The 26,235-nt window shown below is 38.1% G+C and carries 20 protein-coding genes and 1 other annotated feature; of the genes, 15 read left to right on the forward strand and 5 right to left on the reverse strand.

Features of this window, described 5'->3' with window-relative positions:
• Nucleotides 1–377 precede the first annotated feature (377 nt).
• The 6 genes from addB (at nucleotide 378) to B3D98_RS05890 (ending at nucleotide 12,101) form a co-directional block, all read left to right on the forward strand.
• Nucleotides 378–3,887 carry a helicase-exonuclease AddAB subunit AddB gene (gene addB, locus B3D98_RS05865; protein WP_288581665.1) on the forward strand — a complete coding sequence of 1,170 codons (3,510 nt, stop codon included), beginning with the start codon at nucleotides 378–380 and terminating at the stop codon, nucleotides 3,885–3,887.
• Nucleotide 3,888: 1 nt separating this feature from the next.
• On the forward strand, nucleotides 3,889–7,605 hold the full coding sequence (gene addA, locus B3D98_RS05870; protein ID WP_288581668.1) for a helicase-exonuclease AddAB subunit AddA: 3,717 nt from the start codon (nucleotides 3,889–3,891) through the stop codon (nucleotides 7,603–7,605).
• Between the two features lie 82 nt (nucleotides 7,606–7,687).
• A complete protein-coding gene (locus tag B3D98_RS05875) occupies nucleotides 7,688–8,854 on the forward strand; it encodes a DUF418 domain-containing protein (protein WP_016993448.1) in 1,167 nt (388 codons plus the stop codon).
• A gap of 124 nt (nucleotides 8,855–8,978) precedes the next feature.
• Complete coding sequence (locus tag B3D98_RS05880) at nucleotides 8,979–9,881, forward strand: fumarylacetoacetate hydrolase family protein (protein WP_048392038.1); 903 nt, start codon at nucleotides 8,979–8,981, stop codon at nucleotides 9,879–9,881.
• A gap of 200 nt (nucleotides 9,882–10,081) precedes the next feature.
• Nucleotides 10,082–10,450 carry a YisL family protein gene (locus B3D98_RS05885; protein ID WP_004227486.1) on the forward strand — a complete coding sequence of 123 codons (369 nt, stop codon included), beginning with the start codon at nucleotides 10,082–10,084 and terminating at the stop codon, nucleotides 10,448–10,450.
• A gap of 184 nt (nucleotides 10,451–10,634) precedes the next feature.
• Nucleotides 10,635–12,101: an alpha-amylase family glycosyl hydrolase gene (locus B3D98_RS05890; RefSeq protein ID WP_288581673.1), complete on the forward strand. Its 1,467-nt coding sequence runs from the start codon at nucleotides 10,635–10,637 to the stop codon at nucleotides 12,099–12,101.
• A 50-nt stretch (nucleotides 12,102–12,151) separates the two neighbouring features.
• On the opposite strand, the gene B3D98_RS05895 is transcribed toward B3D98_RS05890, so the two are convergent.
• Nucleotides 12,152–13,009: a DegV family protein gene (locus tag B3D98_RS05895; protein ID WP_048392036.1), complete on the reverse strand. Its 858-nt coding sequence runs from the start codon at nucleotides 13,007–13,009 to the stop codon at nucleotides 12,152–12,154.
• A gap of 142 nt (nucleotides 13,010–13,151) precedes the next feature.
• On the reverse strand, nucleotides 13,152–13,961 hold the full coding sequence (locus tag B3D98_RS05900) for a Cof-type HAD-IIB family hydrolase (RefSeq protein ID WP_048392035.1): 810 nt from the start codon (nucleotides 13,959–13,961) through the stop codon (nucleotides 13,152–13,154).
• Between the two features lie 121 nt (nucleotides 13,962–14,082).
• Between B3D98_RS05900 and B3D98_RS05905 the strand changes: the two genes are divergently transcribed.
• Together B3D98_RS05905 and B3D98_RS05910 are read left to right on the forward strand one after the other, a co-directional pair.
• The gene (locus tag B3D98_RS05905; protein ID WP_048392034.1) at nucleotides 14,083–14,847 is read left to right on the forward strand and encodes a prolyl oligopeptidase family serine peptidase; all 765 of its coding nucleotides are present in this window, start codon (nucleotides 14,083–14,085) and stop codon (nucleotides 14,845–14,847) included.
• 53 nt (nucleotides 14,848–14,900) lie between these two features.
• On the forward strand, nucleotides 14,901–15,209 hold the full coding sequence (locus B3D98_RS05910) for a metal-sulfur cluster assembly factor (protein WP_004227477.1): 309 nt from the start codon (nucleotides 14,901–14,903) through the stop codon (nucleotides 15,207–15,209).
• A 60-nt stretch (nucleotides 15,210–15,269) separates the two neighbouring features.
• On the opposite strand, the gene B3D98_RS05915 is transcribed toward B3D98_RS05910, so the two are convergent.
• Entirely contained in the window at nucleotides 15,270–15,956 is a 687-nt protein-coding gene (locus tag B3D98_RS05915) for a Crp/Fnr family transcriptional regulator (protein WP_048392033.1), read from the reverse strand.
• Nucleotides 15,957–16,222: 266 nt separating this feature from the next.
• Here B3D98_RS05915 and B3D98_RS05920 point away from each other — a divergent pair, with 266 nt between their 5' ends.
• Entirely contained in the window at nucleotides 16,223–18,349 is a 2,127-nt protein-coding gene (locus tag B3D98_RS05920) for an ATP-dependent Clp protease ATP-binding subunit (RefSeq protein ID WP_082148127.1), read from the forward strand.
• A 49-nt stretch (nucleotides 18,350–18,398) separates the two neighbouring features.
• Here the strand turns inward: B3D98_RS05920 and B3D98_RS05925 are convergent, their stop codons facing one another.
• Nucleotides 18,399–18,593, reverse strand: coding sequence for a YjzD family protein (locus B3D98_RS05925; protein ID WP_004227469.1), 195 nt, complete (start codon nucleotides 18,591–18,593; stop codon nucleotides 18,399–18,401).
• Nucleotides 18,594–19,058: 465 nt separating this feature from the next.
• Between B3D98_RS05925 and B3D98_RS05930 the strand changes: the two genes are divergently transcribed.
• The 3 genes from B3D98_RS05930 to B3D98_RS05940 all read left to right on the forward strand — a co-directional run bounded on the left by B3D98_RS05930 (nucleotide 19,059) and on the right by B3D98_RS05940 (nucleotide 21,597).
• Entirely contained in the window at nucleotides 19,059–19,997 is a 939-nt protein-coding gene (locus B3D98_RS05930) for a beta-ketoacyl-ACP synthase III (RefSeq protein ID WP_048392032.1), read from the forward strand.
• Nucleotides 19,998–20,027: 30 nt separating this feature from the next.
• Nucleotides 20,028–21,269, forward strand: coding sequence for a beta-ketoacyl-ACP synthase II (gene fabF / locus B3D98_RS05935; protein ID WP_048392031.1), 1,242 nt, complete (start codon nucleotides 20,028–20,030; stop codon nucleotides 21,267–21,269).
• Nucleotides 21,270–21,375: 106 nt separating this feature from the next.
• The gene (locus tag B3D98_RS05940) at nucleotides 21,376–21,597 is read left to right on the forward strand and encodes a hypothetical protein (RefSeq protein WP_016994330.1); all 222 of its coding nucleotides are present in this window, start codon (nucleotides 21,376–21,378) and stop codon (nucleotides 21,595–21,597) included.
• A 2-nt stretch (nucleotides 21,598–21,599) separates the two neighbouring features.
• Here B3D98_RS05940 and trpS read toward each other — a convergent pair whose 3' ends face one another.
• A complete protein-coding gene (trpS, locus tag B3D98_RS05945; protein WP_048392030.1) occupies nucleotides 21,600–22,589 on the reverse strand; it encodes a tryptophan--tRNA ligase in 990 nt (329 codons plus the stop codon).
• Between the two features lie 115 nt (nucleotides 22,590–22,704).
• Nucleotides 22,705–22,926: a binding site (T-box leader), on the reverse strand.
• A gap of 491 nt (nucleotides 22,927–23,417) precedes the next feature.
• On the opposite strand from trpS, the gene spxA reads away from it, so the two are divergent.
• The 3 genes from spxA (at nucleotide 23,418) to B3D98_RS05960 (ending at nucleotide 26,227) form a co-directional block, all read left to right on the forward strand.
• Complete coding sequence (spxA, locus tag B3D98_RS05950; RefSeq protein WP_025116803.1) at nucleotides 23,418–23,813, forward strand: transcriptional regulator SpxA; 396 nt, start codon at nucleotides 23,418–23,420, stop codon at nucleotides 23,811–23,813.
• 433 nt (nucleotides 23,814–24,246) lie between these two features.
• Complete coding sequence (mecA, locus tag B3D98_RS05955) at nucleotides 24,247–24,915, forward strand: adaptor protein MecA (protein ID WP_004227456.1); 669 nt, start codon at nucleotides 24,247–24,249, stop codon at nucleotides 24,913–24,915.
• A 193-nt stretch (nucleotides 24,916–25,108) separates the two neighbouring features.
• On the forward strand, nucleotides 25,109–26,227 hold the full coding sequence (locus B3D98_RS05960) for a competence protein CoiA (RefSeq protein ID WP_066036272.1): 1,119 nt from the start codon (nucleotides 25,109–25,111) through the stop codon (nucleotides 26,225–26,227).
• Nucleotides 26,228–26,235: the final 8 nt, after the last annotated feature.

Here is a 26,235-nt window from a genome sequence, read left to right on the forward strand (position 1 = left end):
GCGGTTGGCGGACCTTTCAGTTGTCTTTAGACATGGGCCAGTACCCCAGCGTTTCACGCGTAGAGCAAACCACCAGTTAGACTGGTGGTTCTGATTGTGTAATAAATTAACCTTTTTATAGGTAGGTGAAGGTTGATAGATAGTATTTACTAGTTTTTTTCGATAGAATTTAAGATAGATGATTTATGTTGTTTTTAGTAGGCTGGGAAAACTGCTCCACCATAGATGAGAAGCGATCAATAGTCTGGAGAAGCCGCTCCAAAATAGATGAGAAGTAATAAATTCAGTGAAAGAATCGCTCAAATAAAAGTACAAATTTTTATTTCATTAAAAGAGAGACACCCGCAACAGCAAGTTAATGAGGAGGGGGAAAGTAAATGACATTGCGTATTGTTTCAGGACGTTCGGGAACAGGAAAATCCGCATTTATTCATCAGGAAATTGTTGAGCAATTAAAGACAGATCCATTGGGACATCCAATTTTCATTATAGTGCCTGACCAAATGTCTTATTCTACGGAATATGAGCTGACAAATAAGCATGGTTTACAAGGCTTGATTCGAGCACAGGTGATGACGTTTAAACGTTTAGCATGGTTGGTTTTACAGGAAACAGGAGGTATTGCTCGTAAAGAAGTGAATGGCTATGGCTATCGAATGCTTATACGTAAACTTTTGGAGGAACAAAAAAGCGAGTTTTCCTTATTTCGACAAGCAGCAGGAAAACGTGGCTTTACGGAGGAAATTGAAACCCTTTTAAGAGAATTTAGTCGCTATAGCGTCAATAGCTCAGTCTTGGCAGAGGTAACGGAATCGTTAAAGGCAATAGATGCACCTAATACATTGCAGGCGAAAGCGAATGATTTACATGTCGTTTTGCAGGCATTGGAGGAACGACTTGGTACGACCTATGTTGACAGCGAGGGCTATTATCCGATTTTAACGGAGCAACTGAAGTATGCAGAAACGATGAAGCAAGCGACCATCTATATTGATGGTTTCACCGCTTTCACTGTGCGAGAGTTAGAACTGGTTAGTGAATTGTTAAAGGTAACGAAGCAAGTAACTGTCGTCCTTCCATTTGATCATATGGATGAAGCCTTTGATGAACAAGCTTTATTCCATGAAGCAGCGTTAACGAATCAACGTCTTCATGATATAGCAAAAGAAGAGGGCATTGATGTTGAATTACCATTACATTTTTATAAGACTCAAAGATTTCATTCTAAAGATTTACAGCATGTGGAGGCAAAATTTGCTGTTTTGGAGCCCCAAACGATAAAAACTTCAGGAGATGTAACCGTGCTTGAAGCATCAAATCGTCGAGCAGAGATACATGCGATTGCCCGGGAAATAACAAAACTGACAAGAGAAGACGGTTTTCGCTATCAGGATATCGTACTTTTGTACAGACAAGCAGATCTCTACGATCCACTTATTACAAGTATTTTCCAACAATATGAAATTCCTATTTTTACAAATACAAAAAAGACAATGCTACATCATCCATTAATAGAGCTAAGTCGTTCAGCCTTGGAGGTTATGACCTCGAATTGGAAATATGAGCCAGTTTTTCGTAGTGTCAAAACCGATTTGTTTTTCCCATTACAAGCGGAGCTAACAATTTGGCGTGAGCGAGCAGATCGATTAGAAAATTATTGCTTGGCACAAGGCATCTATGGTGAACGATGGTTTGAGGAGGCACGTTGGTTTTATAAAAAATATCGAGGTCTAGAATTCCATTCGCGTGTACAAACAGATGAGGAGCGTGCAATGCAGGCAGAAATCGAGGCCATTCGAGATGAAATTCGCCAACCTCTAAAACTTTTACAAGACAAGCTTGATAGCGCCAAAAATGGCAGAGATATTGCGACTGCTTTATTTGAATTTATAGAGTCATTACAGGTATATGATAAACTGCAAGCCATGAAAGATCGTGAGCTAGAGCGAGGTGACGCATTAGCTGCAAGTGAACATGAACAAGCTTGGAATGAATGGATTGCTGTTCTTGACCAATTCGTTTATATGTTTGGAGAGCAGGAGATGTCTGTAGAGCAAGCAGCCAAAATTCTTGATGAAGGCTTTGATACATTAGAATTTTCAAGAATTCCGCCAACCCTTGATGAAGTAATGGTGGCTACTGTTGATTTAGCTCGTTTATCCAATATCAAAGTCGCTTTTGTAATAGGAATGAATGATGGTGTTTATCCAACTCGGATGGAGTATGAGGGCTTGTTGTCAGATATCGAACGTGAATGGTTTAGTCAAATTGGCTATGAGCTTGCTCCTACCTCTACTAATCGTTTATTACAGGAAAATTTCTTGTTCTATCGCGCTATTACAACGCCATCTAACAAATTGTATATGACCTATCCTACGGCGGATGAGGAAGGCAAGGCACTTCTAGCCTCACTTTATATTAAGAAAATAATAGGAAATGACAAAAAGGCTGGCTTATTAAGTGGTGTTTCGATAGAACGAGTGGTAGTCGATCCGATTGAATTACTAGATGGGGATGTTTTATCATATTTACGCCATCCAAGGACTGCATTGGCACATCTAATGGTACAGCTACGTCAAGCTGAACATAGCCGTGAACTAGCTCCAGAATGGCTAGCTTTACAAAGATTTTATAAACAAGATCCGTATTGGGCACTCATTTTCGACCGCGTACTTTATCCAATTACCCATAAAAATGAGGCTGAGCCACTTGAAACCTATATTACACAGGAATTATATGGTCAGAAGCTAACATCCAGTGTGTCGCGAATTGAGAAATACTTCAGATGTCCTTTTTCTCATTTCACTACGTATGGCCTACGTCTTGAAGAACGAGCTGAGTATCGGCTAGAAACGTTTGCAATGGGTGACTTATTCCATGAGGCATTAAAGTGGATTACAGAGGAAACACATCGTCAGCAATTATCTTGGATTCGTTTAACAACAAAGCAAATTAAACAATTAGCACGTCAAGCAGTAGAACAAATTGTTCCAGTTTTTTTCCATCAAATCCTATTATCCAGTGCCCGCTATCGCTATATTCAGCGTAAGCTAATTCGAATTGTTGAGCGTACAATGACAGCACTGACACAGCATGCAAATGTATCACACTTCAAACCAATTGCAATTGAGGCGTCGTTCGGTCCTGGACAACATGAACAGCTACCACCATTAGAGATTGATTTGACTGGTGGTAAGAAAATGTTTATGCGTGGACGTATTGATAGAGTGGATAGTGCAACGATAGATGACCGCTCTTATTTGCGGATTGTCGACTATAAATCCTCAGCTCGTGACCTTGATTTAAATGAGGTTTATTACGGATTATCCTTACAGGTCCTAACGTATTTAGATGTGGCAATGGAAAATAGTTCTTACTGGCTCTCAGGTGAAGCAGAGCCAGCAGGGGTACTGTATGTCCATGTCCATAATCCGATGCTGAAGCTGGATAAAGATTTGACGGACAGTGAAATAGAAGAGGATCGTTTAAAGCAGTATAAAATGAAAGGTTTGCTATCTGAAAATGCTGAAGCGATTTTATCGATGGACGAGCAATTGGAAGAAAGTAGCGGACATTCAAAAATCATTCCTGTCTATATGAAAAAAGATGGGACACCGTCTGAGTCACAATCGCGTATAGTTCCTGTCAATGATATGAAAAAGTTGCAGCATTTTGTTCGTCGTAAACATCAGGAGGCAGGGAATGGTATCTTATCTGGTGATACGGCCATTAGCCCCTATAAATTAAAAGCTAAAACGGCATGTGATTATTGTCAATTTGCTGCGGTTTGCCAATTTGATCCATCAGATGGTAAACAAAACTATCGTCAATTAATGCAAGCAAAGCCGAATGATATTGTCGATAAAATTCGGAAGGAGATAGAATAGCATGGTACAAACAATTCCTGTTAAGCCAGTAGATGTCACATGGACAGACGATCAGTGGAAGGCCATTTATGCTAGCGGTCAAGATACACTCGTTTCGGCTGCAGCAGGGTCGGGGAAAACAGCGGTTCTGATCAATCGTATGATTGAAAAAGTCATTGCTACTGAAAACCCGATCAATGTAGATGAACTATTGGTAGTGACCTTTACAAATGCCTCAGCCGCTGAAATGCGCCATCGTATGTCTGAGGCATTAGAAAAGGCGATAGCAGAAAATCCAACATCTAATCATTTAAGACGGCAGCTAAGTCTTGTGAATAAAGCACAAATTTCTACGCTACATTCATTCTGTTTAGCAATTGTGAAGCAATATGCCTACTTACTTGATATAGACCCAGGCTTCCGTATTGCCAATGAAGCAGAAATAGCATTATTGCGAGATGATGTTTTAGCAGAAGTTTTAGAAGATGCCTACGATGCGGAGAATGAGGCTCACGTACAAGCTATCTATCGTCTTGTCGATAGCTTTACCTCAGATCGTGATGATCAAGCCATCGAAACGCTGATTAGTAAACTTTATGATACGTCTCGTGTCCATGCTGAGCCTCAAAAATGGCTTTGGAGCCTGCCGAAAGCTTATGAATTAGCTGAGGAAGTGACAATAGATGATTTAGAGCTATCTCAATACGTCAAATTAACCGTACGTCATAGTCTGGAAGAGGCGTTTATGTTAATTTCTGAAATGCGCACAATTACATTACAGCCAGATGGACCTGCACCCTATGCAGAAACGGCAGAGGTAGATTTTGCTATGATTCAGGAAGGGATACGCATTAGTCAAAGTGGGACATGGCAGGAGCTATTTGATTATTTTGCAACGGTTAAATGGTCTACCTTAAAGCGGGTATCGAAGGATGCACTAGTTAATGTAGAGCTACAGGAGCTTGCGAAGAAAAAACGAGAAGCAGCCAAAAAAATGATGAATAAAATCAAGGAGACATATTTTGTTCGTACGCCTGCACGGCTACTTGAGGAAATAAGGTTAATGGCACCGACCATTACTACGCTAGTTGAATTGACCACTACATTTAGTGAACAATTTCGACTAGCCAAGTTAGAACGGGGAATCATTGACTTTTCAGATTTAGAGCATTATGCACTTCAAATTTTAACGGTAGAGATAGATGGTGCACTTCATCCCTCACCGGTTGCACTAGATATGAAAAAGCGTTTTAAAGAAGTACTTGTGGATGAATATCAGGATACCAATATGCTACAGGAAACCATCTTACAGTTTGTTAAAACGGGTGAAGAACAAGATGGCAACCTTTTTATGGTTGGGGATGTTAAACAAAGTATATACCGTTTCCGATTAGCTGAGCCAAAGCTTTTTATGAAAAAATATAGTGAATATTTGGAGTCACCTGTTGTAACGGGGATGCGAATTGATTTAAACGCTAACTTCCGAAGTCGAAAAGAAGTATTAAATGCTACAAACTATGTTTTTGCACAAATTATGGGTGAGCGTGTCGGTGAGATTTCGTATGATGACAATGCGTCACTAAAGCCTGCTGCGCCCTATGATGATAAAGAAATACCTGTTGAACTGGTCGTATTGCATCCACCACCGGAAGAGGAAACACTAGAAGAACTGGAAGAACTAAGCAATGAGGCAACGGAGCTAGAGGAATTAAAAAAATCACAATACGAGGCACGATTTATTATCGATCGTATACGTCAAATGATGGAAGATGGAACAACCGTATACGATACGAAAACAAAAACAGAGCGACCATTAAAGTATAGTGATATTGTGATTTTAATGCGCTCGATGACATGGTCAACAGACTTAGTAGAGGAATTTAAGCTGGCAGGGATTCCACTCTATGCAGAATCATCTAAAGGCTATTTTGACGCACTCGAAGTAATGATTATGTTAAATGTCCTGAAGGTAGTCGATAATCCCTATCAGGATATCCCCTTAGCCTCTGTACTGCGCGCACCGTTTGTTGGTTTAACGGAAAATGAGCTGGCGAAAATTCGTTTAGCCGATCAAAAGGTACCTTTTTATGATGCTTTACGACAATTTATTCGTAGTGAAGGACATGGTGTGCAAACCACTACATTTGAGAAGTTGCAACGCTTTATGCTAGCCTTTGAAAATTGGCGTGATTTAGCACGTCGTGGATCATTATCAGATTTAATTTGGAAAATTTATTTAGATACACATTATTATGAAATGGTTGGGGCAATGCCGAATGGCAAACAGCGTCAAGCAAATCTACGCGTATTACATGATCGTGCATTAATGTATGAAAAAACAGCATTTCGTGGGCTATTCCGTTTTTTACGCTTTATTGATCGTATGCGTACGCGTGGCGATGATTTAGGTACGGCCAAATCAATTGGCGAAAAGGATGATGTAGTACGTCTGGTGACAATACACTCTTCCAAGGGGTTAGAATATCCAGTCGTCTTTGTTGCAGGAATGGGACGTCCGTTTAATAAAATGGATTTTCATCAACCCTATTTGTTTGATCAAGATTTTGGACTAGCTGTTAAGGCCATTGATCCCGAAAATCGTATCACCTATACATCGTTACCGTTTTTAGCATTGAAGGAGAAAAAAGAACTGGAGATGCGTGCAGAAGAAATGCGTGTCTTATATGTTGCGATGACTCGTGCGAAGGAGCGTTTGATTTTAGTAGGCTCAGTGAAGAACTGGGAGAAAACACGCGACAACTGGCAGGACGCACAAAGTTTACCAATGGATGCACCGCTTCAAGAATATTTACGTGCAAGAGCTAATAGCTATTTGGACTGGGTTGGCCCAGCAGTAGCAAGACATGCAGATTTTGCAGTAGTAGCAAGCACATCTTATAAAGAAGTGGAGGATCAATCACATTGGTGGGTTCAAGCCATCGATACAAAGCATTATTCATATGAGATAGAGGCGATGGGCGATGAAGTACAGCAAGTGCTTGCGATGCAAGAGGATGAGGACTTGCTGGCTGAAATCACTACCCGCTTTCAAGCGCAGTATGTCTATCAAAAATCTACAAGAAAGCGCTCCAAAACATCTGTTAGTGAAATAAAGCGATTAGAAAATTTACAGCGCCAGGAGGAACCTGAATTTTATTTTGCCTCTCCTATCAAGCAAAAGGCTTCGTCCATTGCACCTCGACCCGTTTTTTTACAGGAGCAACAGCTAACTGGTGCTGAAATTGGTACAGCTGTACACACAGTGATGCAGCATGTTCCTCAATATGGCTTTAGTCATATCGATGCTGTAAGGGACTTTGTGGAGGATTTAGTGGCAAGACAGCTTTTAACAGAGGCGGAGGGCAAAGTAGTTCCGCAAGCGAAAATTTATCGTTTTTTTGAGACAGAAATAGGGCAACGCTTTCAACGCGCAAGGCAGATACGTAGAGAAATGCCGTTTACAATTAGTAGAATCGATGAAGATGGTGATGCTCAAATTGTGCAAGGGATCATTGACTGCCTATTTGAGGATGAATACGGTAATTGGGTCTTGTTGGATTATAAAACGGATCGTATACAATCTCATTTTGCGCAGGAGCCAGCCTTGTCAAAGGAAATACTAGGTCGTTATGCCGTACAGCTTCGTGTTTATAGCGAAGCCATTGAATCCATCTTACACATCAAGGTGAACGATAAAGTATTATTTTTATTCGATAATGAACAGACCATACACGCATAAAGAACTTGTTACGGGCAAAGTGGGGCAAAGTTTTTTCTTGCCCTGCTTTCACCATAGCTGCTAGTCAAGAGGAGGCTATTTTGTGGAGTTAAAACCAACAATGTTGCAGGAACGAATAGCAACATTAGATATTTTACGAGGTATTAGTTTAGTAGGTATCTTACTTGTAAATATGTATACCTTTTATTTGCCAATGCCGCATATTGATTTGGCATCATGGTTTACAACCCCATCAGATATTGTTTGGCAGAAAAATATAGATATTTATGTGCAAGGCAGCTTTTACCCGCTTTTTGCCATGCTATTTGGTTATGGGCTAGCCATGCAGTGGCAAAAGGCTCAAAGTCGTCAACAAAACTTTTATACCCTGGGGCTTCGTAGACTGTCCATCCTGTTTGCTTTTGGTTTTATCCATGCTGTGCTAATTTGGTGGGGCGACATATTAATGATGTATGCATTTTGTGGCGTTTTCTTAGTGCTTTTACTACGATTGAGTCCCATCTGGCTATTAGCGAGTGCTTTGATTATTAATGGCTTGATGCAAGCTTTTATGCTCTTTGTAGTAGGGATTGTAAATTTTAATACAAAAGTAGATGATTACTTAGATATCGTTTCAGTAGAGAAGGCCATCACGGCTTATGGGACAGGAAACTGGGTAGATGCCTTTTTGCAACGCTTAACAGATTTATCGACGCAGGCAGGCATCGAGATGTGGTTTGTCGCACTGTTCACGATTTTACCGTATATGTTAATAGGTGCCGCTGCCTCTAAATGGCGTTTAGTAGAACGGGCTAAAGAATTGAAGTGGCTCTGGCTGACGTTTGCAATTGCTGGATTGGTCATCGGTATTGGTATAAAAAGCTTATCTATTATGTTTACAAGAACATATTTACTAGATTATTTAAAGGTATACATAGGGGGCCCAGTTCTATCGGTGGGCTATATTGGGGTCATTGTGTTACTTTGCTTAGTGCCAATAATGCTAAAACTACTTAGTCCTTTTGCTAAAATCGGACGCATGTCATTAACGATGTATATTCTTCAATCTATTATAGGTACTTGTTTATTCTACCAATTTGGCTTTGGCTGGTATGGTAAAGTAAGTGTAGAAACAGGGGTATTAATTGCTGTCGGCATTATTGTTGTGCAAATGATCATAGCAGAAATCTGGTTATCTAAGTGGAAACAAGGACCGTTAGAAACAATATGGCGTAAATTAACATATAAGCAAAAAGTAGAAGTGCGTTAATATATTCCTCTTCACATGCATATTTTATGAAGATATAACAACTTATAAAAATGTTGTCGCAAAAATGAGGTAATTTCTATCATATTGTTGTATTATGTAGAAAAAAGAAGGAGCTCTTTCAATCATGAAAATTTTATCATTCAAATTAGGTGGGCATGTAAGCTTTGGACCAAAAGTAAAAAAAGAAGAAGCGGTATGGGATGTACTCGCTATTCAAAGTGAACTTCAAGTTCTCCCTTCTTTTTCAAGTTCAATCGTGGATGGCATTGCTTTAGGCTTTGATTTTGTGGAACAGATTCGTAAATTAGTAGAAGCAGCGGAAAAATCAGATAATGCTAATAGTTTTAAACGTGAATTTACAGAGATCGAATGGCTTTCACCAATTCCACGTACACCTAAAAATATTATGTGTATTGGTAAAAACTATGATGAACATGCAAAGGAAATGGGTGCAGAGGCAGCACCAACGGATTTAATGGTATTCACAAAATCACCAACTGCAATTGCTGCAGATGGACAAACAATTTCCATTCATGCAGATCTTTCTTCAAAAATGGATTATGAAGGTGAGCTAGCTATCGTTATTGGTAAACGTGGCAAAAACATTCCTAAAAACTTAGCGTTTGATTATGTATTTGGTTATACAATTGCCAATGATGTAACAGCTCGTGATTTACAAGAGAAACATAAACAATTCTTCTTGGGTAAAAGCTTGGATGGTACTTGCCCTCTTGGACCATACCTTGTGACAAAGGATGAGATCCCAAATCCACAAGACTTAACAGTAGTGACAAAGGTCAATGATGAAGTACGTCAAAATGGCTCTACGAAAGATATGATGTTCTCTGTTGAAACGTTAGTATCCATCCTATCTCAGCATGTAACATTAGAGCCAGGAGATGTGATTTTAACAGGTACGCCAGCTGGTGTTGGCAAAGGGATGAACCCGCCGCAATTCTTAAAAGCTGGAGATACAGTAAAAGTATCTATTCAAGGAATTGGTACTTTAGTCAACCATTTTGAATAATGATGATATCAATCCGCGTGAGTCTATACTCCGCGGATTTTTTACTGCTTTAAGGCATAGTAACAGAAGTAAAAACTATGAGATGCAAGGATTCCAAGTTTTAAATGATGTAAATTGTGTGAACACTATTGTAATATTTGAAACCCTTTCCATCGCATGGTAGGATAGAGTTTGATAGAAAAAGAATGAGGGGGACAATCATGAGTTTTTTAACTAGCCAAACGCATTTGCATATTACTACGTGGGTAGTAGGTATTGTCATCTTTTTAATTGCGGCACTAATGGGCAAGCAATCAAAAGGCTTACATATGACATTACGTCTGTTTTATGTACTAATAATCATCACAGGTGGGGCATTATTTATCGAGGCAATGGACTATGGTAAAGGTATGCTTTACGGATTTAAGTTCTTAGGTGGCATACTTGTAATTGGCATGATGGAAATGGTCTTAGTGCGTCAAAAGAAAAATAAACCAACAGCTATGTTTTGGATTTTATTTGCAGTATTCCTATTAATCACTTTGTTCCTAGGATTTAAACTGCCAATGGGTCAAGATTTCTTAGCATAATGATTTAAAAGTCGTGAAGTAGTTGCTTCACGGCTTTTATTTTGTAAACGAAAACGGAAGACGGAATTGACACCTTTTTGTCGTAATTCATTTCGCTTTTACGCAAAATCTTTGGAAAAGATAGCGACGTGACAGAGTTATTTGGTAAAATGACGTTGATTGGTTTGAAAGAGAGGGAATAACAGTGAAATTTAAGAAGTGGATAAGTGCGACGGCTGCATCACTTTTATTAGCAACTTCATTAGTAAGTACTATACCAGTAGCACATGCGGATGAATCAGCGACTAGAACAATAGCAGAAGAAAGCATCTATGATTTACTCGTTGACCGTTTCTTTAATGGCTCGGGCACAAACGATTTTGATACAAATACGCAGGACCCTTCGAAATTTGCGGGGGGCGATTTTACAGGTTTACAGGATAAACTGAAATTTATCGGTGAGATGGGCTATACAATTGTTTCCATTGGGCCTATTTTTTCTACAGAGAAGTATGATGGATCAATGCCCACAAGCTATACTACAATAGAACGTCATTTTGGAACAACGGAAGAATTCCAAAGTACTGTAGAGGCCTACAAAGCTAAAAATATGTCCATTATGGTGGATTTTCCACTTACAAATGTGAGTCCAAATCATGAGTGGGCAAAGGATGCATCGAAAGCGGATTGGATTGCATCTACCAATAATGGACAAGTACAGTGGGATTTATCGAATAAGGATGTGCAAGAAGCACTTATTCAAGCAGTAACTGAATTTGTTTCTACATATGACATCGGTGGTATTCGTTTAACAAATATCGCAGGGGCTGATACAGCGTTTATCAATGCAGTAATAGCTGCATTAAAAGAGACAAAAACATCACTTTATGTGATAGCAAATGAAGAAAGCGATGCTGACTTTGATGCAACTTTCTCACCTGTAACGGCAGATATCTATCGTAATATATTTAAAAACGTGGATATGGATTCTTCTAAATTAATGGAACCCTTCACAGGAGAAAAACCGACACAAATTATGGTGGATTCACTTGAAACTCATCGTTTTACATTTGACTCTGCTAATGAAAATATGTTCCCACCTACCCGCTTAAAAATGGCGATGGGTGCTTTATTTATGCTACCAGGAATTCCTGTCGTACAATACGGGACAGAAATTGCTATGAATGGGGAAGCAAAACCAGATACACACCAGCTTTATAACTTTAAAACAGACGAGGAACTGATAGATTATATTAAAAATGTTCAATCTTTACGTAATCAATCAGCTACTTTACGTAATGGTGATTTTGAAGTCATTACAAATGAAAATGGCCTTCTTGTCTTTACACGTTCTTCTGACGAAGAAAAGTGGGTAATCATGGTTAATAATACTGGTAAAACACAACGCGTCGACTTAACACCTGAACAACTTGGTGAAGGGAAAATGCTGAACGGTATTTTACATGAGGAAAAAGTTCGCTTAAATGAAAAAGAAGTCTATCCTGTTATTTTAGACAGAGAAATGGTTGAAATTTATCAAGTTCGCAATGATGAAGGCTTAAACACTCCTTATATGGTGGCTCTTGGCTTAGTATGGGTGATCTTTATTGGCTTTGTTGTCATCATCATTAAACGAGGGAAAGTTCGTCGTCAGGAGCAAGACGTCCAATAATAATAACACGACAAAAAAGCATGCCAGGAACCATCCTAGCATGCTTTTTATTAGCCTTCAAAGCTTTTATTTGTGAAGAAAATTGCAATAGTCCCAGGTCCGACATGTGAGCCGATCGCGGAACCTATCATGGTAATTTGCACAGCTTGAGGTGAAAAACGCTCCTGAATAGAGGCTTTTGCTTCATTCGCAAAGGCAGCGTCGTCACTATGGCTAATACCTACGATTTTATTTGTAAAGCTGCCACCACGCTCCTGCATTAAATCTAACATACGATTAAGTGCTTTTTTTCGACCGCGTGACTTTTCAATCGGTACAAGTTTGCCATCTTCTACATTTAAAATAGGCTTAATACTAAGAAGGCCACCTAAAAATGCACTAGCTTTTGATACACGACCACCTTTTGCAAGGTAATCTAAGTCTTCTACTGTAAATAAATGCTCGACCTGAGGTGCAAGGGTATTTATTTTAGAGGCCATGTCTTCTAAGGATACTCCTATATTTCGCAGTCGTACAGCTTCTTCCACGACAAGGCCATGTCCTAGTGATGCGCATTTAGAGTCGATAATGACTAGTTTTAAGGAAGGATACTGCTCAAGTACCTGATTGCGAATCATTTGAGCGGTACTATATGTGCCTGATAATTCTGATGAAAAAGCGATATAAATACCTTCTTCATCATTTTTGGCTAGCTCCTCAAAATGCTTCAAAAAGAGCTCAGGTGACACTTGTGATGTTTTTGGCTGAGCACCTTGGCGTATTGCATCATAGATCTCTTTGGAATCAATTGAAATCACATCTTCATATTCTTTGTTGTTCAATTGCACTCGTAAAGGGAGTAGCACGACATCTTTTTCTTCATAGTAAGATTTTGGTAGATCACATCCACTATCCGTAAAAATCTTCATTCTCTTGTCCCCCTAATTTCAACTTACTTTTAAAGCTTTTTAACTTTATTCAGTAGATACTCACTTTAGATAAATGGAAGGGGTACCACTGAATAAAGTTAAACTGGTAAAAATGGAATGTTAACTTGAACTTACTACTTAACTATGATAATTTCAAGCGTTCAATGAGTATTTTTGCAATTCCATCATCATTATTCGTTGTCGTAATTTCATTGGCAATGTTTTTAAGACTTGAAATACCGTTCCCCATCGCTACACCAAGTCCAGCATATTCGATCATTTCTAAATCATTGTCTTCATCACCAAATGCGATGATGCGCTCACGAGGAATACCTAAATCTTTTGCGACATGTGCAATACCCACAGCTTTATTTAAGCCGCGACGCACAATTTCAATAATATGAAGTGGCGCGCCCCAGCGACGATGCTCGATGACTTCAGCATGCACTGCCTGTAAATGATCACGTATAATAACCGAATTGGCTTCATTTGCCTGAATCAGCAAACTTGTAGGATTTTCTAAGAGGTGTGTGTATAAATCGCCAAGTGTAATTTTTGGGTTACCCATATTAAAGATATTTAAGATACGATCGTCCTCTGTGTGAACATAAACTTCATCTTTTACCTCAGCGATAATATTTTCGTATTCATAACTGTTAATAGAATCAACGACATCATGTACGACACTTAAATCAATTGGTGTGTGCATATGTTGCCAAGAGACATTTTTAGGATGATGCACATATGCGCCATTAAAATTAACAATGGGTGTAGTGAGCCCAAGTTCTTGATAATAAATAGTACTTGCTCGGTAAGGACGTCCTGTCGCAATCATCACTTGATGCCCTTGTTCCTTAGCCTGCAATAATGTTTTTTTCGTTTTTGCAGAAATTTGCTGTTGATCTGTTAATAAAGTTCCATCTAAGTCTAATACGATTAAATGCGGTTTCATAGCTCGTTGCCCCTTTCCTATAGTTTGAATAGTATCTCTTTGTCTTACATTCGTCAAAATTTTGTCACAGTGAAAAAAGTTTGCTAACATAAAGATGAGAGAATAGTTGGGAGTGACAATAATGTTTGTAGAAAAAGAAGTGTGGGGAAATATTCCTTTATTACATATACATACAGACAATATGAATGAAGAAACCCCGGTAGTCATTTTTTTGCATGGCTTTATGAGTGCAAAAGAACATAACTTACACTATGCATACCAATTGGTGCATAAAGGGGTGCGTGTCCTATTGCCAGATGCAAAATTTCATGGTGAGCGTAGCGAAGGCCTAACAGAAATGCAAATGAATTTAAATTTTTGGGACATTGTTTTAAATTCTATTCATGAAGTACAACAATTATATGATGTATTAAAGAATAAAAATTTATTAGCTAGTCATAAAATTGGCATAGGAGGCACTTCAATGGGTGGCATCGTGACATCAGGCTGTCTGAAACTTTATGATTGGATACAAACAGCTGCAATATGCATGGGTGCACCTGGTTTTATAAAATTGGGTGAATACCAATTGCAACAATTTGCTAAAAGCGGAGTTAACTGGCCGATGTCAGAGGAAGACGTAGAAAAAATTAATGAAGCCCTTGCTAAATATGATGTCAGTTTAACACCAGAAAAATTCGCGGGTCGCCCTGTATTCTTTTGGCATGGAGAATTAGATAAAACAGTTCCTTTTCACGAAACGTATAAATTTTATGAAACATTACGGGAATACTATGAAGCAAACCCTGAATATTTAAAGTTCATGGTTAACAAAAGGGCTGGACATGCTGTACCACGTGACGGTATGCTAGCAGCTACAGCATGGCTTGCACAGCATTTGGCATAACAGGGTGCATCTGCTATGATAAGGTTAACACTATGATGGAAGGAGAAATACGAATGGATCAGGATATGAAAGATAGCATGTTAGGTGCTTTAGAAAACGTAATTGATCCTGAGCTTGGCATTGATATTGTCAACTTAGGTTTAGTATATGATGTGGAATTAGATGATGAAGGTGTTGCAACTGTTACGATGACACTAACATCTATGGGCTGCCCACTTGGTCCAGTCATTGTGGATCAAGTGAATACGGCGTTAGGTGAACTTCCAGAAGTGAAAAGTACAAATGTTAATATTGTATGGAATCCACCTTGGTCGAAAGATAAAATGTCACGCTATGCCAAAATGGCATTGGGCGTACGTTAAAATGGATTATTTAAAACCCTGCTTATTTTTCAATAAGCAGGGTTTTTGCTTGTAACGAAACTAATCGATACGGCATATTTGTAATGGACAATTTTCACAGGCAATTTCATTTTTTAAAAATTGTAAATCATGAATGGTAATAAATCCTTTATCAAAAGTGATAATCTCATGTTTTTTTAAATCATTCAGCATACGATTAATCATTTCCCGACTTGTCGCACACAGATTTGCAATTTCTGTATTTGTTAGCTGAAAATCAATAAAAATCGAGTCATTTTCTACAGGTTTACCATACGTATTGGACAGCCGAATGAGCGTTGAAAATAGAGCACCTTTTTTACCGTTTAACACTAAATCGCGCAAACGACTCTGATGCTTTAAGTTTTCTGTTTGTAGCCACTTCATGTATTCCACCATAACTGTCGGCTGCTCTTCTAGTAAATGCTCCAAAGATTTACGACTCAAAACATACAACGTAGAGGGTTCTAAAACTTTGGCAGTCATTGAATTATAGACGAGATTACAAAATAACGAACCTTCTCCTATTATGCTGTCAGGGCCACAAATACGAATGGTTAATTCCTTACCCGTCTCGGATTCTTGGCTAATCGAAATAACACCTGATTGGATGTAATAAATTTCTTTTGCCCGTTCACCCTCTAGAAAAATTTTATTTCCTTTATTCACTTTGATAAAAACACCGTGGTTTTGAAAAAGTTCTTTAATTTTTTCAAACATATTATCCATTAAAACCATATCTCCAACACATCGCTTTCTTTTTGTAATAAATGGCGATTATTACAAAAGGATAGTGGATTTCGATACTAAAACATAGAAACATACCATTATTATAACGTAAACTTCCATAATAAGTGAAAAAATTTTAGGACGATTTCTTTGCTAAGCATTGTCGAGTGATGTAAAATAAAGTTAGTCAAAAAAGGTCAAACTTTTTTAATGAATAAGAATGGGTATATAAATAATGAGAAATATGAAAAAAAGGAGTGCTAGCTATGCAATTTCAACAAACAGACAATAAAAAACCATTAGAACAATTTGGGCGCAATTTAATTGAAGAAGTAAAAAACGGCAAGATGGATCCTGTTATCGGGCGTGATGAAGAAATTCGAAATGTAATTCGTATTCTAACACGTAAAACGAAAAATAATCCTGTATTAATCGGTGAACCAGGAGTTGGTAAAACGGCAATTGTGGAAGGTTTAGCACAGCGTATTGTTAAAGGTGATGTACCAGAAGGCTTGAAAGAATGTGTGCTATATGAACTGGATATGAGTGCGTTAATCGCTGGTGCAAGTTATCGTGGACAATTTGAAGAACGCTTAAAAGGTGTGCTAAAAGAAGTAAAAGAATCAGAAGGACAAATCATTCTATTTATTGATGAAATTCATACGATCGTAGGTGCAGGAAAAACAGATGGCGCTATGGATGCAGGAAATATGCTAAAACCTATGCTAGCACGTGGTGAATTACACTGTATTGGTGCTACTACCTTAGACGAATATCGTATGTACATTGAAAAGGATCCTGCCTTAGAACGTCGATTCCAGCAAGTACTAGTGCGTGAGCCATCTATAGAGGATACGGTATCCATTTTACGTGGTTTAAAGGAACGCTTTGAATTACATCACGCAGTACGTATTCATGACAGAGCAATTGTTGCGGCAGCAGAACTATCCAATCGCTATATTACAGAACGATTTTTACCTGATAAGGCCATTGATTTAATTGATGAGGCTTGTGCAATGATTCGTACAGAAATTGATTCAATGCCACAGGAATTAGACGCAGTCACACGTCGTATTATGCAGCTTGAAATTGAGGAACAGGCATTGCGTAAGGAAAAGGACGAGGCAAGTAAAAAACGTCTGGAGCAATTACGCGAAGAATTAACAAAGTTAAAAGAGTCATCTAAGGGCATGCGACAACAATGGGAAGCAGAAAAAGAAAAACTACACGATATTCAGAAAAAACGTGAAACATTGGATAAATATCGTCGTGATCTAGATGAGGCAGAAAGTAAATATGATTTAAATAAAGCTGCTGAATTACGTCATGGTAAAATTCCGACACTTGAAAAAGACATTCAGGTACTTGAAAAGGAATTAGAGAACGGTGCAGAATCTCGTATTTTACGTGAAGAGGTAACAGCAGATGAAATCGCAGCAATTGTTTCACGTTGGACAGGAATCCCTGTAACAAAATTAGTAGAGGGTGAGCGTGAAAAATTATTACGTTTAAAGGATACATTACATGAACGTGTGGTTGGACAAGATACAGCAGTTCAATTAGTGACAGAAGCGGTATGGCGTGCACGTGCAGGTATCAAAGATCCACACCGACCTATTGGTAGCTTTTTATTTTTAGGTCCAACTGGTGTAGGTAAAACAGAACTTGCCAAGGCACTTGCTGCACAGTTATTTGATTCAGAAGATCACTTTATTCGGATTGATATGAGTGAATACATGGAGAAACATAGTGTGTCTCGACTTGTTGGGGCTCCTCCAGGCTATGTGGGCTATGAGGAAGGTGGACAACTAACGGAAGCAGTTCGCCGAAATCCTTATTCTGTGGTGCTACTAGACGAGATTGAAAAAGCTCATCCTGATGTGGCGAACATTTTATTGCAAATTTTAGATGATGGGCGCATTACAGATAGTCAGGGACGAATGGTGAATTTTACAAATACAGTAGTCATTTTAACTTCGAATATCGGATCAAGTTATTTAATGGAGGCAAAGGAAAATGATGCGGCTGTGGAGGACTTAGTCATGTCAGCCCTACGACAACATTTTAAACCTGAGCTATTAAACAGAATGGATGATATCATCTTCTTCCATGCATTATCTACTAAACATTTTACTGCGATTGCCTGGAAGTATGTGGAGCAATTGATTAAACGTGTCGCAGAGCAAGAAATTACTTTATCTGTGGAGCAAGAAGTCATTGATTGGGTAGTAGAGCAAGGTGCAGATGCCCAATTTGGAGCAAGACCACTAAAACGCTTTGTACAGCGACATATCGAAACAGCCGTTGCTAAAGAACTATTACGCGGAGAAGTTTTACCGGGGGAGACGTTGCATGTGAAAATGCATGAGGGTCAATGTGTTGTGGAAAAATAACAGAAAAAACCTGTTCGGCATGAAGCTGAACAGGTTTTTTCTAGCTGAATTAATGATGGTCTGCAGCTTCTGGTGTAGGGTCGTTTGGAATGATTGCTCCAATAATAAAGATAAGGATGGAGAATACAACAGAAACGATTGCCCCAGTTTTGAAATCAAATGGTACACCAAGTACAGAGCTGACTACGTAGTTTAACATAGAAACTAGTAGGAATGACCATATGAACGTTACGATATATTGCATTAATTTCACCTCAACCGAACTTTTTTCATCATAAGGTTTTACTCATATTCATTATCATATCATAACATAAATCAAAAAAAAATGAACCATTTATGTGAAACATGGCGATTTTGTCACAACAAATATGAGATTTAGTATTTTATGTTTAGTAATGTAAAGTATTTAGGAACAGCTCTGAAATAGGGGAATGCGCTCCTAAGCGGGTGAAAAGTGCTCCAAAAGGGAAGAACACCGCTCATACATGATGCAAGGTGCTTTGAAAAATAATGAACAAGCTCAACAAAGTACGATAGATAAAGCTCTAAACAGAATAACCTCATTCCATAAAATTCTTCACTTCTATATTCAAAGAACACTACCCTCAGCCGCATAAATTTTAAATCATCTTGCGTCATTCCTTTTATATGCGTTATAATTATGACCAGTTACTAATAATTGATAGTAAGAAAGCTGAGGGGTTGCTATATGAACGCTGGTATTATAGGAATAGGCAAATATGTTCCTGAGAAGGTCGTTACAAATTTTGATTTGGAAAAAATCATGGATACTTCTGATGAATGGATTCGTACTCGAACAGGCATTGAAGAACGTCATTTTGCGGCAGATGATCAGGAAACTTCAGATTTGGCAGTAGCTGCTGCAAAAGAAGCTATTGCAAATGCGGGTATTACGCCTGAGGAAATTGGTTTAATTCTTGTAGCAACTGTCACACAGGATCAAACTTTTCCAAGTGTAGCTTGTATGATTCAGGAACAAATCGGAGCAGTAAATGCTGCAGCAATGGATCAAGCAGCAGCATGTGCAGGATTTATATATAGTTTAGTGACAGCAAAGCACTTTGTTGAGGCAAATGCTTATAAATATGTCTTAGTAGTAGGTGTTGAAAAGCTGTCTAAAGTCGTTGATTGGGAAGATCGCAATACAGCTGTATTATTTGGCGATGGTGCCAGTGCAGCTATCATTGGGCAAGTCTCTGAAGGTAGAGGTATTCTATCCTTTGAACTTGGTGCAGATGGTACAGGCGGAAAGAATCTTTATTTAACGAAGCAAGATACAATTGCGATGAATGGTCGTGAAGTGTTTAAATTTGCTGTTCGACAAATGGGTGAATCGGCTGTTAATGTATTAGAGAAAGCGGGATTAACAAAAGAAGACGTTGATTTCCTAGTGCCACATCAGGCAAATATACGTATTATGGAATCTGCACGTGAGCGTTTAGAGCTACCACCAGAAAAAATGTCAAAAACGATTCATAAATACGGAAATACTTCAGCAGCATCTATTGGTATTTCCTTGGTAGATGAGCTCGAAGCAGGTAAGATTAAAGAGGATGATTTATTAGTCCTTGTTGGTTTTGGTGGCGGCTTAACATGGGGTGCCGTAGCCATGAGATGGGGAAAATAAGTAGGAAAAATGCTTGAGGGGAGTAAGACAATGAGTAAAAGACGAGTAGTAATTACAGGAATTGGCGCAGTTACACCACTAGGAAATAGCATCGAAGAAACATGGGCAAACATTAAAGCTGGTAAATCTGGCATTGGTGAGCTGACACGTTTAAATAAAGATCTTTTTGCCGCAAAAATCGCAGCAGAAGTAAAGGACTTTGATATTGAAAAATACATTGATCGTAAAGAAGCACGTAAAATGGATCGCTTCACACAATACGCATTAGCGGCTTCTATTATGGCAATGGAAGATGCACAGCTAACAATTGATGAAGAGCTAGCTCCACGTGCAGGTGTATGGATTGGTTCTGGTATCGGTGGGATGGAAACATATGAACAACAATTTTTAACATTCCAAGAGCGTGGCGCAAGACGTGTTAGTCCTTTCTTTATCCCAATGATGATTCCTGATATGGCATCGGGCCAAGTCTCTATTCACTTTGGTGCAAAGGGGATAAATTCTTGTTCTGTAACGGCATGTGCTTCAGGCACAAACTCTATTGGTGATGCCTTTAAAGTAATTGAGCGTGGAGATGCTGATGTTATGATTTCTGGTGGTGCTGAATCACCAATCGTAACAATGGCGGTTGCAGGTTTTTGTGCCAATACAGCACTATCATTAAATCAAGATCCACAAGCAGCATGTCGCCCATTCGATAAAAACCGAGATGGCTTTATTATCGGAGAAGGAGCGGGTATTGTCATTTTAGAAGAATATGAACATGCAAAAGCTCGTGGTGCCAAAATCTATGCTGAAGTTTTAGGTTATGGTGCAACTGGGGATGCGCATCACATTACGGCTCCAGCTCCAGAGGGTGAAGGTGCAGCACGTGCGATGACGCAAGCATTAACAGATGGTGGCGTAGAGCCATCACAAGTTGATTATATTAATGCCCATGGTACAAGTACGCCATATAACGATTTATTCGAAACACAAGCTGTGAAAACTGCTTTTGGTGATCATGCTTATAACCTTGCAATGAGCTCAACAAAATCTATGACGGGTCACTTATTAGGAGCAGCAGGTGGTGTGGAAGCTATTTTCACAGCATTAGCCCTTAAAGAAGGGATTTTACCACCTACAATCAATTTAAAAGATCCTGATCCTGAATGTGATTTAGATTATGTTCCAAACGAAGCAAGAGAAGCAAATATTCAATATGCAATGAGTAATTCTCTTGGTTTTGGTGGTCATAATGCAAGTCTCCTATTCAAAAAATATGAAGCATAATAGATAAACATAAAAAAACGTCAGCCAAATTTAAACGGCTGACGTCTTTTTTTATAGTTTTGTGAATAAATGATAAGTAAGAAGAAATAGAAAGGATGCCATTACTATGTTTCGTCTCTTTTTATTTTTAGTAAGTTATGGCTTAATGATCCTCTCTGTAGGGAATCTCATATTGTATTTAAATTACCGCACACTAGGTTATTCATGGAAGGTTGTTTTCAAATTTATTTTTCAAACAACAGAATTTTATATGGCGGTAGGAGCCTGTATCATCATCTGCGCAGTTGTGCTTGATTTGGGCTTTGATCGATCCTCAGACAAGCCGTAAGTTTAGCGACGTGCGCGACCAAGACCCATAGCATCTTCCATACGTTTTAATGTAGCACTAGCAATCGCATTCGCCTTTTCAGCACCTTCATCTAGAATGACATCTAATTCTGATGATTCTACTAGATGATAGAATTTCTCTTGAATAGGTGTTAGGTGTTCAATTACTGCTGTTGCTACACCCTGCTTGAATCCACCATAACCAATTCCCTCATATTTTTTGACTAAATCTTCAACGGCTACCCCTGAAATAGCTGATTCGATTGTCAATAAATTTGAAACACCTGGTTTATTTTCCACATCAAATGCAACGATGCCGTCAGAGTCAGTTACAGCTGATTTAATTTTTTTCTCAATGTCTTTCGCAGTATCTAATAAGCGAATTGTCGCTTTCGTATTTGGATCTGATTTACTCATTTTCTTTGTTGGCTCTTGTAAGGATTTAATGCGTGCGCCAGCTTTAGGTAATTGAATTTCAGGAATTGTTAAAACATCGCCAAAGCGTTTGTTAAAGCGTTCTGCAAGGTCACGAGTTAGCTCAATATGCTGCTTCTGATCATCGCCGACAGGGACAATATTTGTGTTATAAAGTAGAATGTCTGCAGCCATTAGCGGTGGATATGTTAAAAGAGCAGCAGATACGCTTTCCTTACCATGTGATTTATCTTTGAATTGTGTCATACGTTCTAGCTCACCGATAGACGCAACACATTGTAACATCCATCCTGCCTGAGCATGCGCTGGCACCTCTGATTGAATAAATAATGTCGATTTTTTAGGGTCAATGCCAGTAGCAATGTAGGTAGCAGCAAGCTTACGAATACTTTCTCGTAATTCTTTAGGATCTTGTGCAACAGTGATGGCATGTTGATCAACGATACAATAAATAGCGTTTCCTTCATCTTGTAGTGCCGGGAACTGCTTGAATGCTCCTAAATAGTTCCCTAATGTTACGATACCTGTAGGCTGTACGCCAGAAAAAATAGTTGTCATAAAAAATTCCTCCTCGAATTCAATTGCTGTAACTTATGTCACAGTGTTGTCTTCACCTTTCAACTTGGTAATGAAGACAAAAAAACATCATGCGTCCTCATTAGATTTTTTCTAATGAAGGGACGAATGATGTTTGAATCCGCGGTACCACCCAGCTTGCCTAAAAAGGCCACTCAGCTTCGTAACGTGAAGGGACGAGCTTTGCTAATAGCTTCAAGTAGCGTTCACAAAGCTAACTCGGAAGTCCATTCCACATGCATCCACGATCTGTTTACAGCAACCACAGACTCTCTATACGTGAATTAGCATATGTACTACTCTTCGTCAGCGTTTTTCTCAATTTAAATTGTTCAAATTGATTTGATTGCAAAGAATTATATTATAAAGATTCCTTTGTGTAAAGTCAGACTTTTGACGGTGTTTTTTTTCTAGAAAAAATTATATGCTTTTTTTGTTATGTAATTTTGTTATAAATTTATAATTTTTTATTAAAAAATTGTTTAGATGTACACGTGGGATTGACAATTTTCTCGATTATTTTTCTTAAATGAGAACAACTGAGATATCTGTTTAGATGTTTAAAATGCTTTAAAAATGGGAATGGTAGTAGTAGCACATAAGTTTGAAGAAAATACATCATATTTGAAAGCTGTATGAATAGACAGAATATTTATGGATAGGTTCAGATTTTTTTTATTGGAACTATATTCAAATACAGCTGAGTACTGTATAATGGTACTGTGTATTTTACATTACATTAATTCTAATTTAACACATTGGTTCTGGTTTATAGATAATGATTTTTAAATGAAAGGATGTGTCAGAATGATCGTAACCCTATTTACATCACCAAGTTGTACCTCTTGTCGTAAAGCAAAAGCTTGGTTAGAGGAGCACGAAATTCCATATACAGAACGTAATATATTTTCTGAACCGCTTAGCATAAGTGAAATAAAAAAAATTTTACGAATGACAGAAGATGGAACTGATGAAATCATTTCCACTCGTTCTAAAATATTCCAAAAATTAAATGTGGACGTTGAAAGCTTACCATTACAACGTTTATATGAATTAATTCAGGAATATCCTGGCTTACTACGTAGACCAATCATTTTAGACGAAAAACGTCTGCAGGTTGGCTACAATGAAGATGAAATTCGTCGTTTCTTACCTCGAAAAGTTCGAGCATATCAATTACAAGAAGCGCAACGAATGGTGAATTAAACCTTTCTATTCTGAATAATATATGTAATAGATGTTACAGATGTGGAATACATGTTGTGACATCTTTTTTTTATGTTTTACTTCTGTAAAACCTTCTATATGAAGTATAATAATTAATAGGGAAAAGTCATATATTTCCGTAAAAGTATGTTAAACTTGATTTAAGTTAAATAGTTTACTACAATTTCAATAATTCAAATATCTTCTGTGAAACGGTGTATATCCTTTTCATTTTATGACAGAACAGCATACAATAGAGTTAGAGACAACTGTGAACACAAAAATTCATGTTTACGGTTACTCGATGGTTTTACTGTAGTGTGGTCAAAGGTTGAAAAACAAATGCAGTATGAAGGTTAAAAACAAAGAATAAAAGCATACTAATGAAACAAACTGTTTTTCGACATATGACAGTGAAGGGAGATGAGGTCTAGTGGACATCGAACGTGTAAATGAAAATACACTCAAGCTCTTTATTACGTACAATGATATAGAGGATCGCGGCTATAGTCGTGAAGAAATTTGGTACAATCGAGCAAAGGGTGAACAACTTTTTTGGGATATGATTGATGAAGTAAACACGGAGGATTATTTTGATGTAGAGGGTCCGATTTGGATTCATATCAATGCATCTGAAGTAGGCTTAGAAATCATTGTCACACGTGCACATATTTTAAAAGACGGTGAAACATTAGATGGTCATTCGAATTTTGATGAACACAAAGATATGTTTGCACCATTCGATGAAGTTGGAGAGGATCTTCTTAGCCAACTAACTCAATTTGGTGACATGGATGAGTCAGAATTATTTATGGATACAGACATTTATGTTTATAAATTTAAAGATATTGATGAGTTAATCCCTGTCGCAAAACGAATGACAGACGAATTAGTGGATTCCTCATTATTTAAATATGAAAATTGGTACTATCTAGTTGTTGATTTCGGAAACGCAGATGAGGATTTAAATCGTCATGATAGAAATGCAGTTATCAAGGAATTTTTAACACCATCCAATTTTACAATTCATCGTCTAGAGGAGTACGGTGAAAAGATTATGGAATTCAATTGCTTTGAAACAGTTCGAAAATACTTTGCATAGGCAATGAAACACTAATTATTTTAGACTGTAGTGAAACTCGTAAATGAATCGAGTTTCGCTACAGTCCTTTTTTATGTTTTCAGCATCAAAGAGCTTGAATAAGAGCTCATTTTTAAAATTTCAAGAAAAAGGTGCTTTATTTTTGTTAGTGAAAATCCATTCTATTATAGTTGGCTAAAAAGGAGCTGATACTATGCTGATTGCCTATAACAATCAACAGCAACTATTTCTCCCATATCAATATACGAGGAAAGCTTTACAGCGATATAGGCGGCAAATGAAATTTTATTGCCCTCAATGTTTAGAACAAGTTCAATTGAAAATAGGTAACTATAATATTCCCCACTTTGCTCACTTCACAAAAAATCAATGTTCACAGCTGTTCGCAGAAGGTGAATCTAAAATACATTTACAAGGTAAAGTGCAATTATATGAGTGGCTCCAAAAGCATGGACATCAGGTGAAACTAGAACCATATTTAAAGGAGCTTTCTCAGCGCCCAGATTTGCTTGTTACACTCGATAAGGAGCAGTTTGCAGTTGAATTTCAATGTAGTACTATCTCTCATGAAAAATGGCACCAACGAACAATGGGCTATGAAAGAAACGATATACAAGCAATTTGGCTTTTTCAAACTCCGCAAGGCAAAGAAGCTGTCAACGGCATCAGAAAAATTAGAATCTCTCCACTCTTGCAAAAAGCGTTTATAACGACAACGGATTTACCATATTTATTGACGTACAACCCGGTGACAGCCCAGTTTGTTTATTGGACGAATCTTCTTCATGTTCATGGGCATACTTTCATAGGTAAAGTACAGAAAATTTCGGTCGATCTACAACATTTCCCTTTTTATAGACCTCAACGTATTACCCCAGAAGAATTTCAACGCTATTGGCAGCTCTATAAACAGACTTGTAGGCAATTTGCGCATAGTCGTCTTTTACATAGCAAGAAGGGGGCACAAGATCCATTTTTACGTAATTGCTATGAATTAAATCTTTCTCTTACTGCTCTGCCACCATACATTGGTATTCCAGTGAAAGAAGGAGCAGCTATCCCTTTGTTTACGAGCGAGTGGCAAATAATGCTGTTTTATTTTAGTAAACAATTAGGACGTCTTCCATTTGAATTAACAAAGGGGCAGATGGAAAACTTTTTATGTAAGCATCAGCTCGAAGTAACCGAACAAGCACTCAGGGCTATTCAAAATTATGGGTATCTTCTTAAGCGTATGTATCATGAAAATGGTTTACTAGATAATTGTGAGCAAGTCTATGTACATTTATTTGCAATTGCCACAATATACTGAGAAAATAT

This window comes from Lysinibacillus sp. UBA5994 (assembly GCF_002429725.1).
Classification (GTDB): Bacteria; Bacillota; Bacilli; order Bacillales_A; family Planococcaceae; genus Lysinibacillus; species Lysinibacillus capsici.

What these genes read in the sequence shown, in the direction of transcription:
- addB (WP_288581665.1), top strand. Translation starts at nt 378, where the DNA reads ATGACATTGCGTATTGTTTCAGGACGTTCGGGAACAGGAAAATCCGCA.
- addA (WP_288581668.1), top strand. Translation starts at nt 3,889, where the DNA reads ATGGTACAAACAATTCCTGTTAAGCCAGTAGATGTCACATGGACAGAC.
- B3D98_RS05880 (WP_048392038.1), top strand. Translation starts at nt 8,979, where the DNA reads ATGAAAATTTTATCATTCAAATTAGGTGGGCATGTAAGCTTTGGACCA.
- B3D98_RS05885 (WP_004227486.1), top strand. Translation starts at nt 10,082, where the DNA reads ATGAGTTTTTTAACTAGCCAAACGCATTTGCATATTACTACGTGGGTA.
- B3D98_RS05895 (WP_048392036.1), bottom strand. Translation starts at nt 13,009, where the DNA reads ATGAAGATTTTTACGGATAGTGGATGTGATCTACCAAAATCTTACTAT.
- B3D98_RS05900 (WP_048392035.1), bottom strand. Translation starts at nt 13,961, where the DNA reads ATGAAACCGCATTTAATCGTATTAGACTTAGATGGAACTTTATTAACA.
- B3D98_RS05905 (WP_048392034.1), top strand. Translation starts at nt 14,083, where the DNA reads ATGTTTGTAGAAAAAGAAGTGTGGGGAAATATTCCTTTATTACATATA.
- B3D98_RS05910 (WP_004227477.1), top strand. Translation starts at nt 14,901, where the DNA reads ATGGATCAGGATATGAAAGATAGCATGTTAGGTGCTTTAGAAAACGTA.
- B3D98_RS05915 (WP_048392033.1), bottom strand. Translation starts at nt 15,956, where the DNA reads ATGGATAATATGTTTGAAAAAATTAAAGAACTTTTTCAAAACCACGGT.
- B3D98_RS05920 (WP_082148127.1), top strand. Translation starts at nt 16,223, where the DNA reads ATGCAATTTCAACAAACAGACAATAAAAAACCATTAGAACAATTTGGG.
- B3D98_RS05925 (WP_004227469.1), bottom strand. Translation starts at nt 18,593, where the DNA reads ATGCAATATATCGTAACGTTCATATGGTCATTCCTACTAGTTTCTATG.
- B3D98_RS05930 (WP_048392032.1), top strand. Translation starts at nt 19,059, where the DNA reads ATGAACGCTGGTATTATAGGAATAGGCAAATATGTTCCTGAGAAGGTC.
- fabF (WP_048392031.1), top strand. Translation starts at nt 20,028, where the DNA reads ATGAGTAAAAGACGAGTAGTAATTACAGGAATTGGCGCAGTTACACCA.
- B3D98_RS05940 (WP_016994330.1), top strand. Translation starts at nt 21,376, where the DNA reads ATGTTTCGTCTCTTTTTATTTTTAGTAAGTTATGGCTTAATGATCCTC.
- trpS (WP_048392030.1), bottom strand. Translation starts at nt 22,589, where the DNA reads ATGACAACTATTTTTTCTGGCGTACAGCCTACAGGTATCGTAACATTA.
- B3D98_RS05960 (WP_066036272.1), top strand. Translation starts at nt 25,109, where the DNA reads ATGCTGATTGCCTATAACAATCAACAGCAACTATTTCTCCCATATCAA.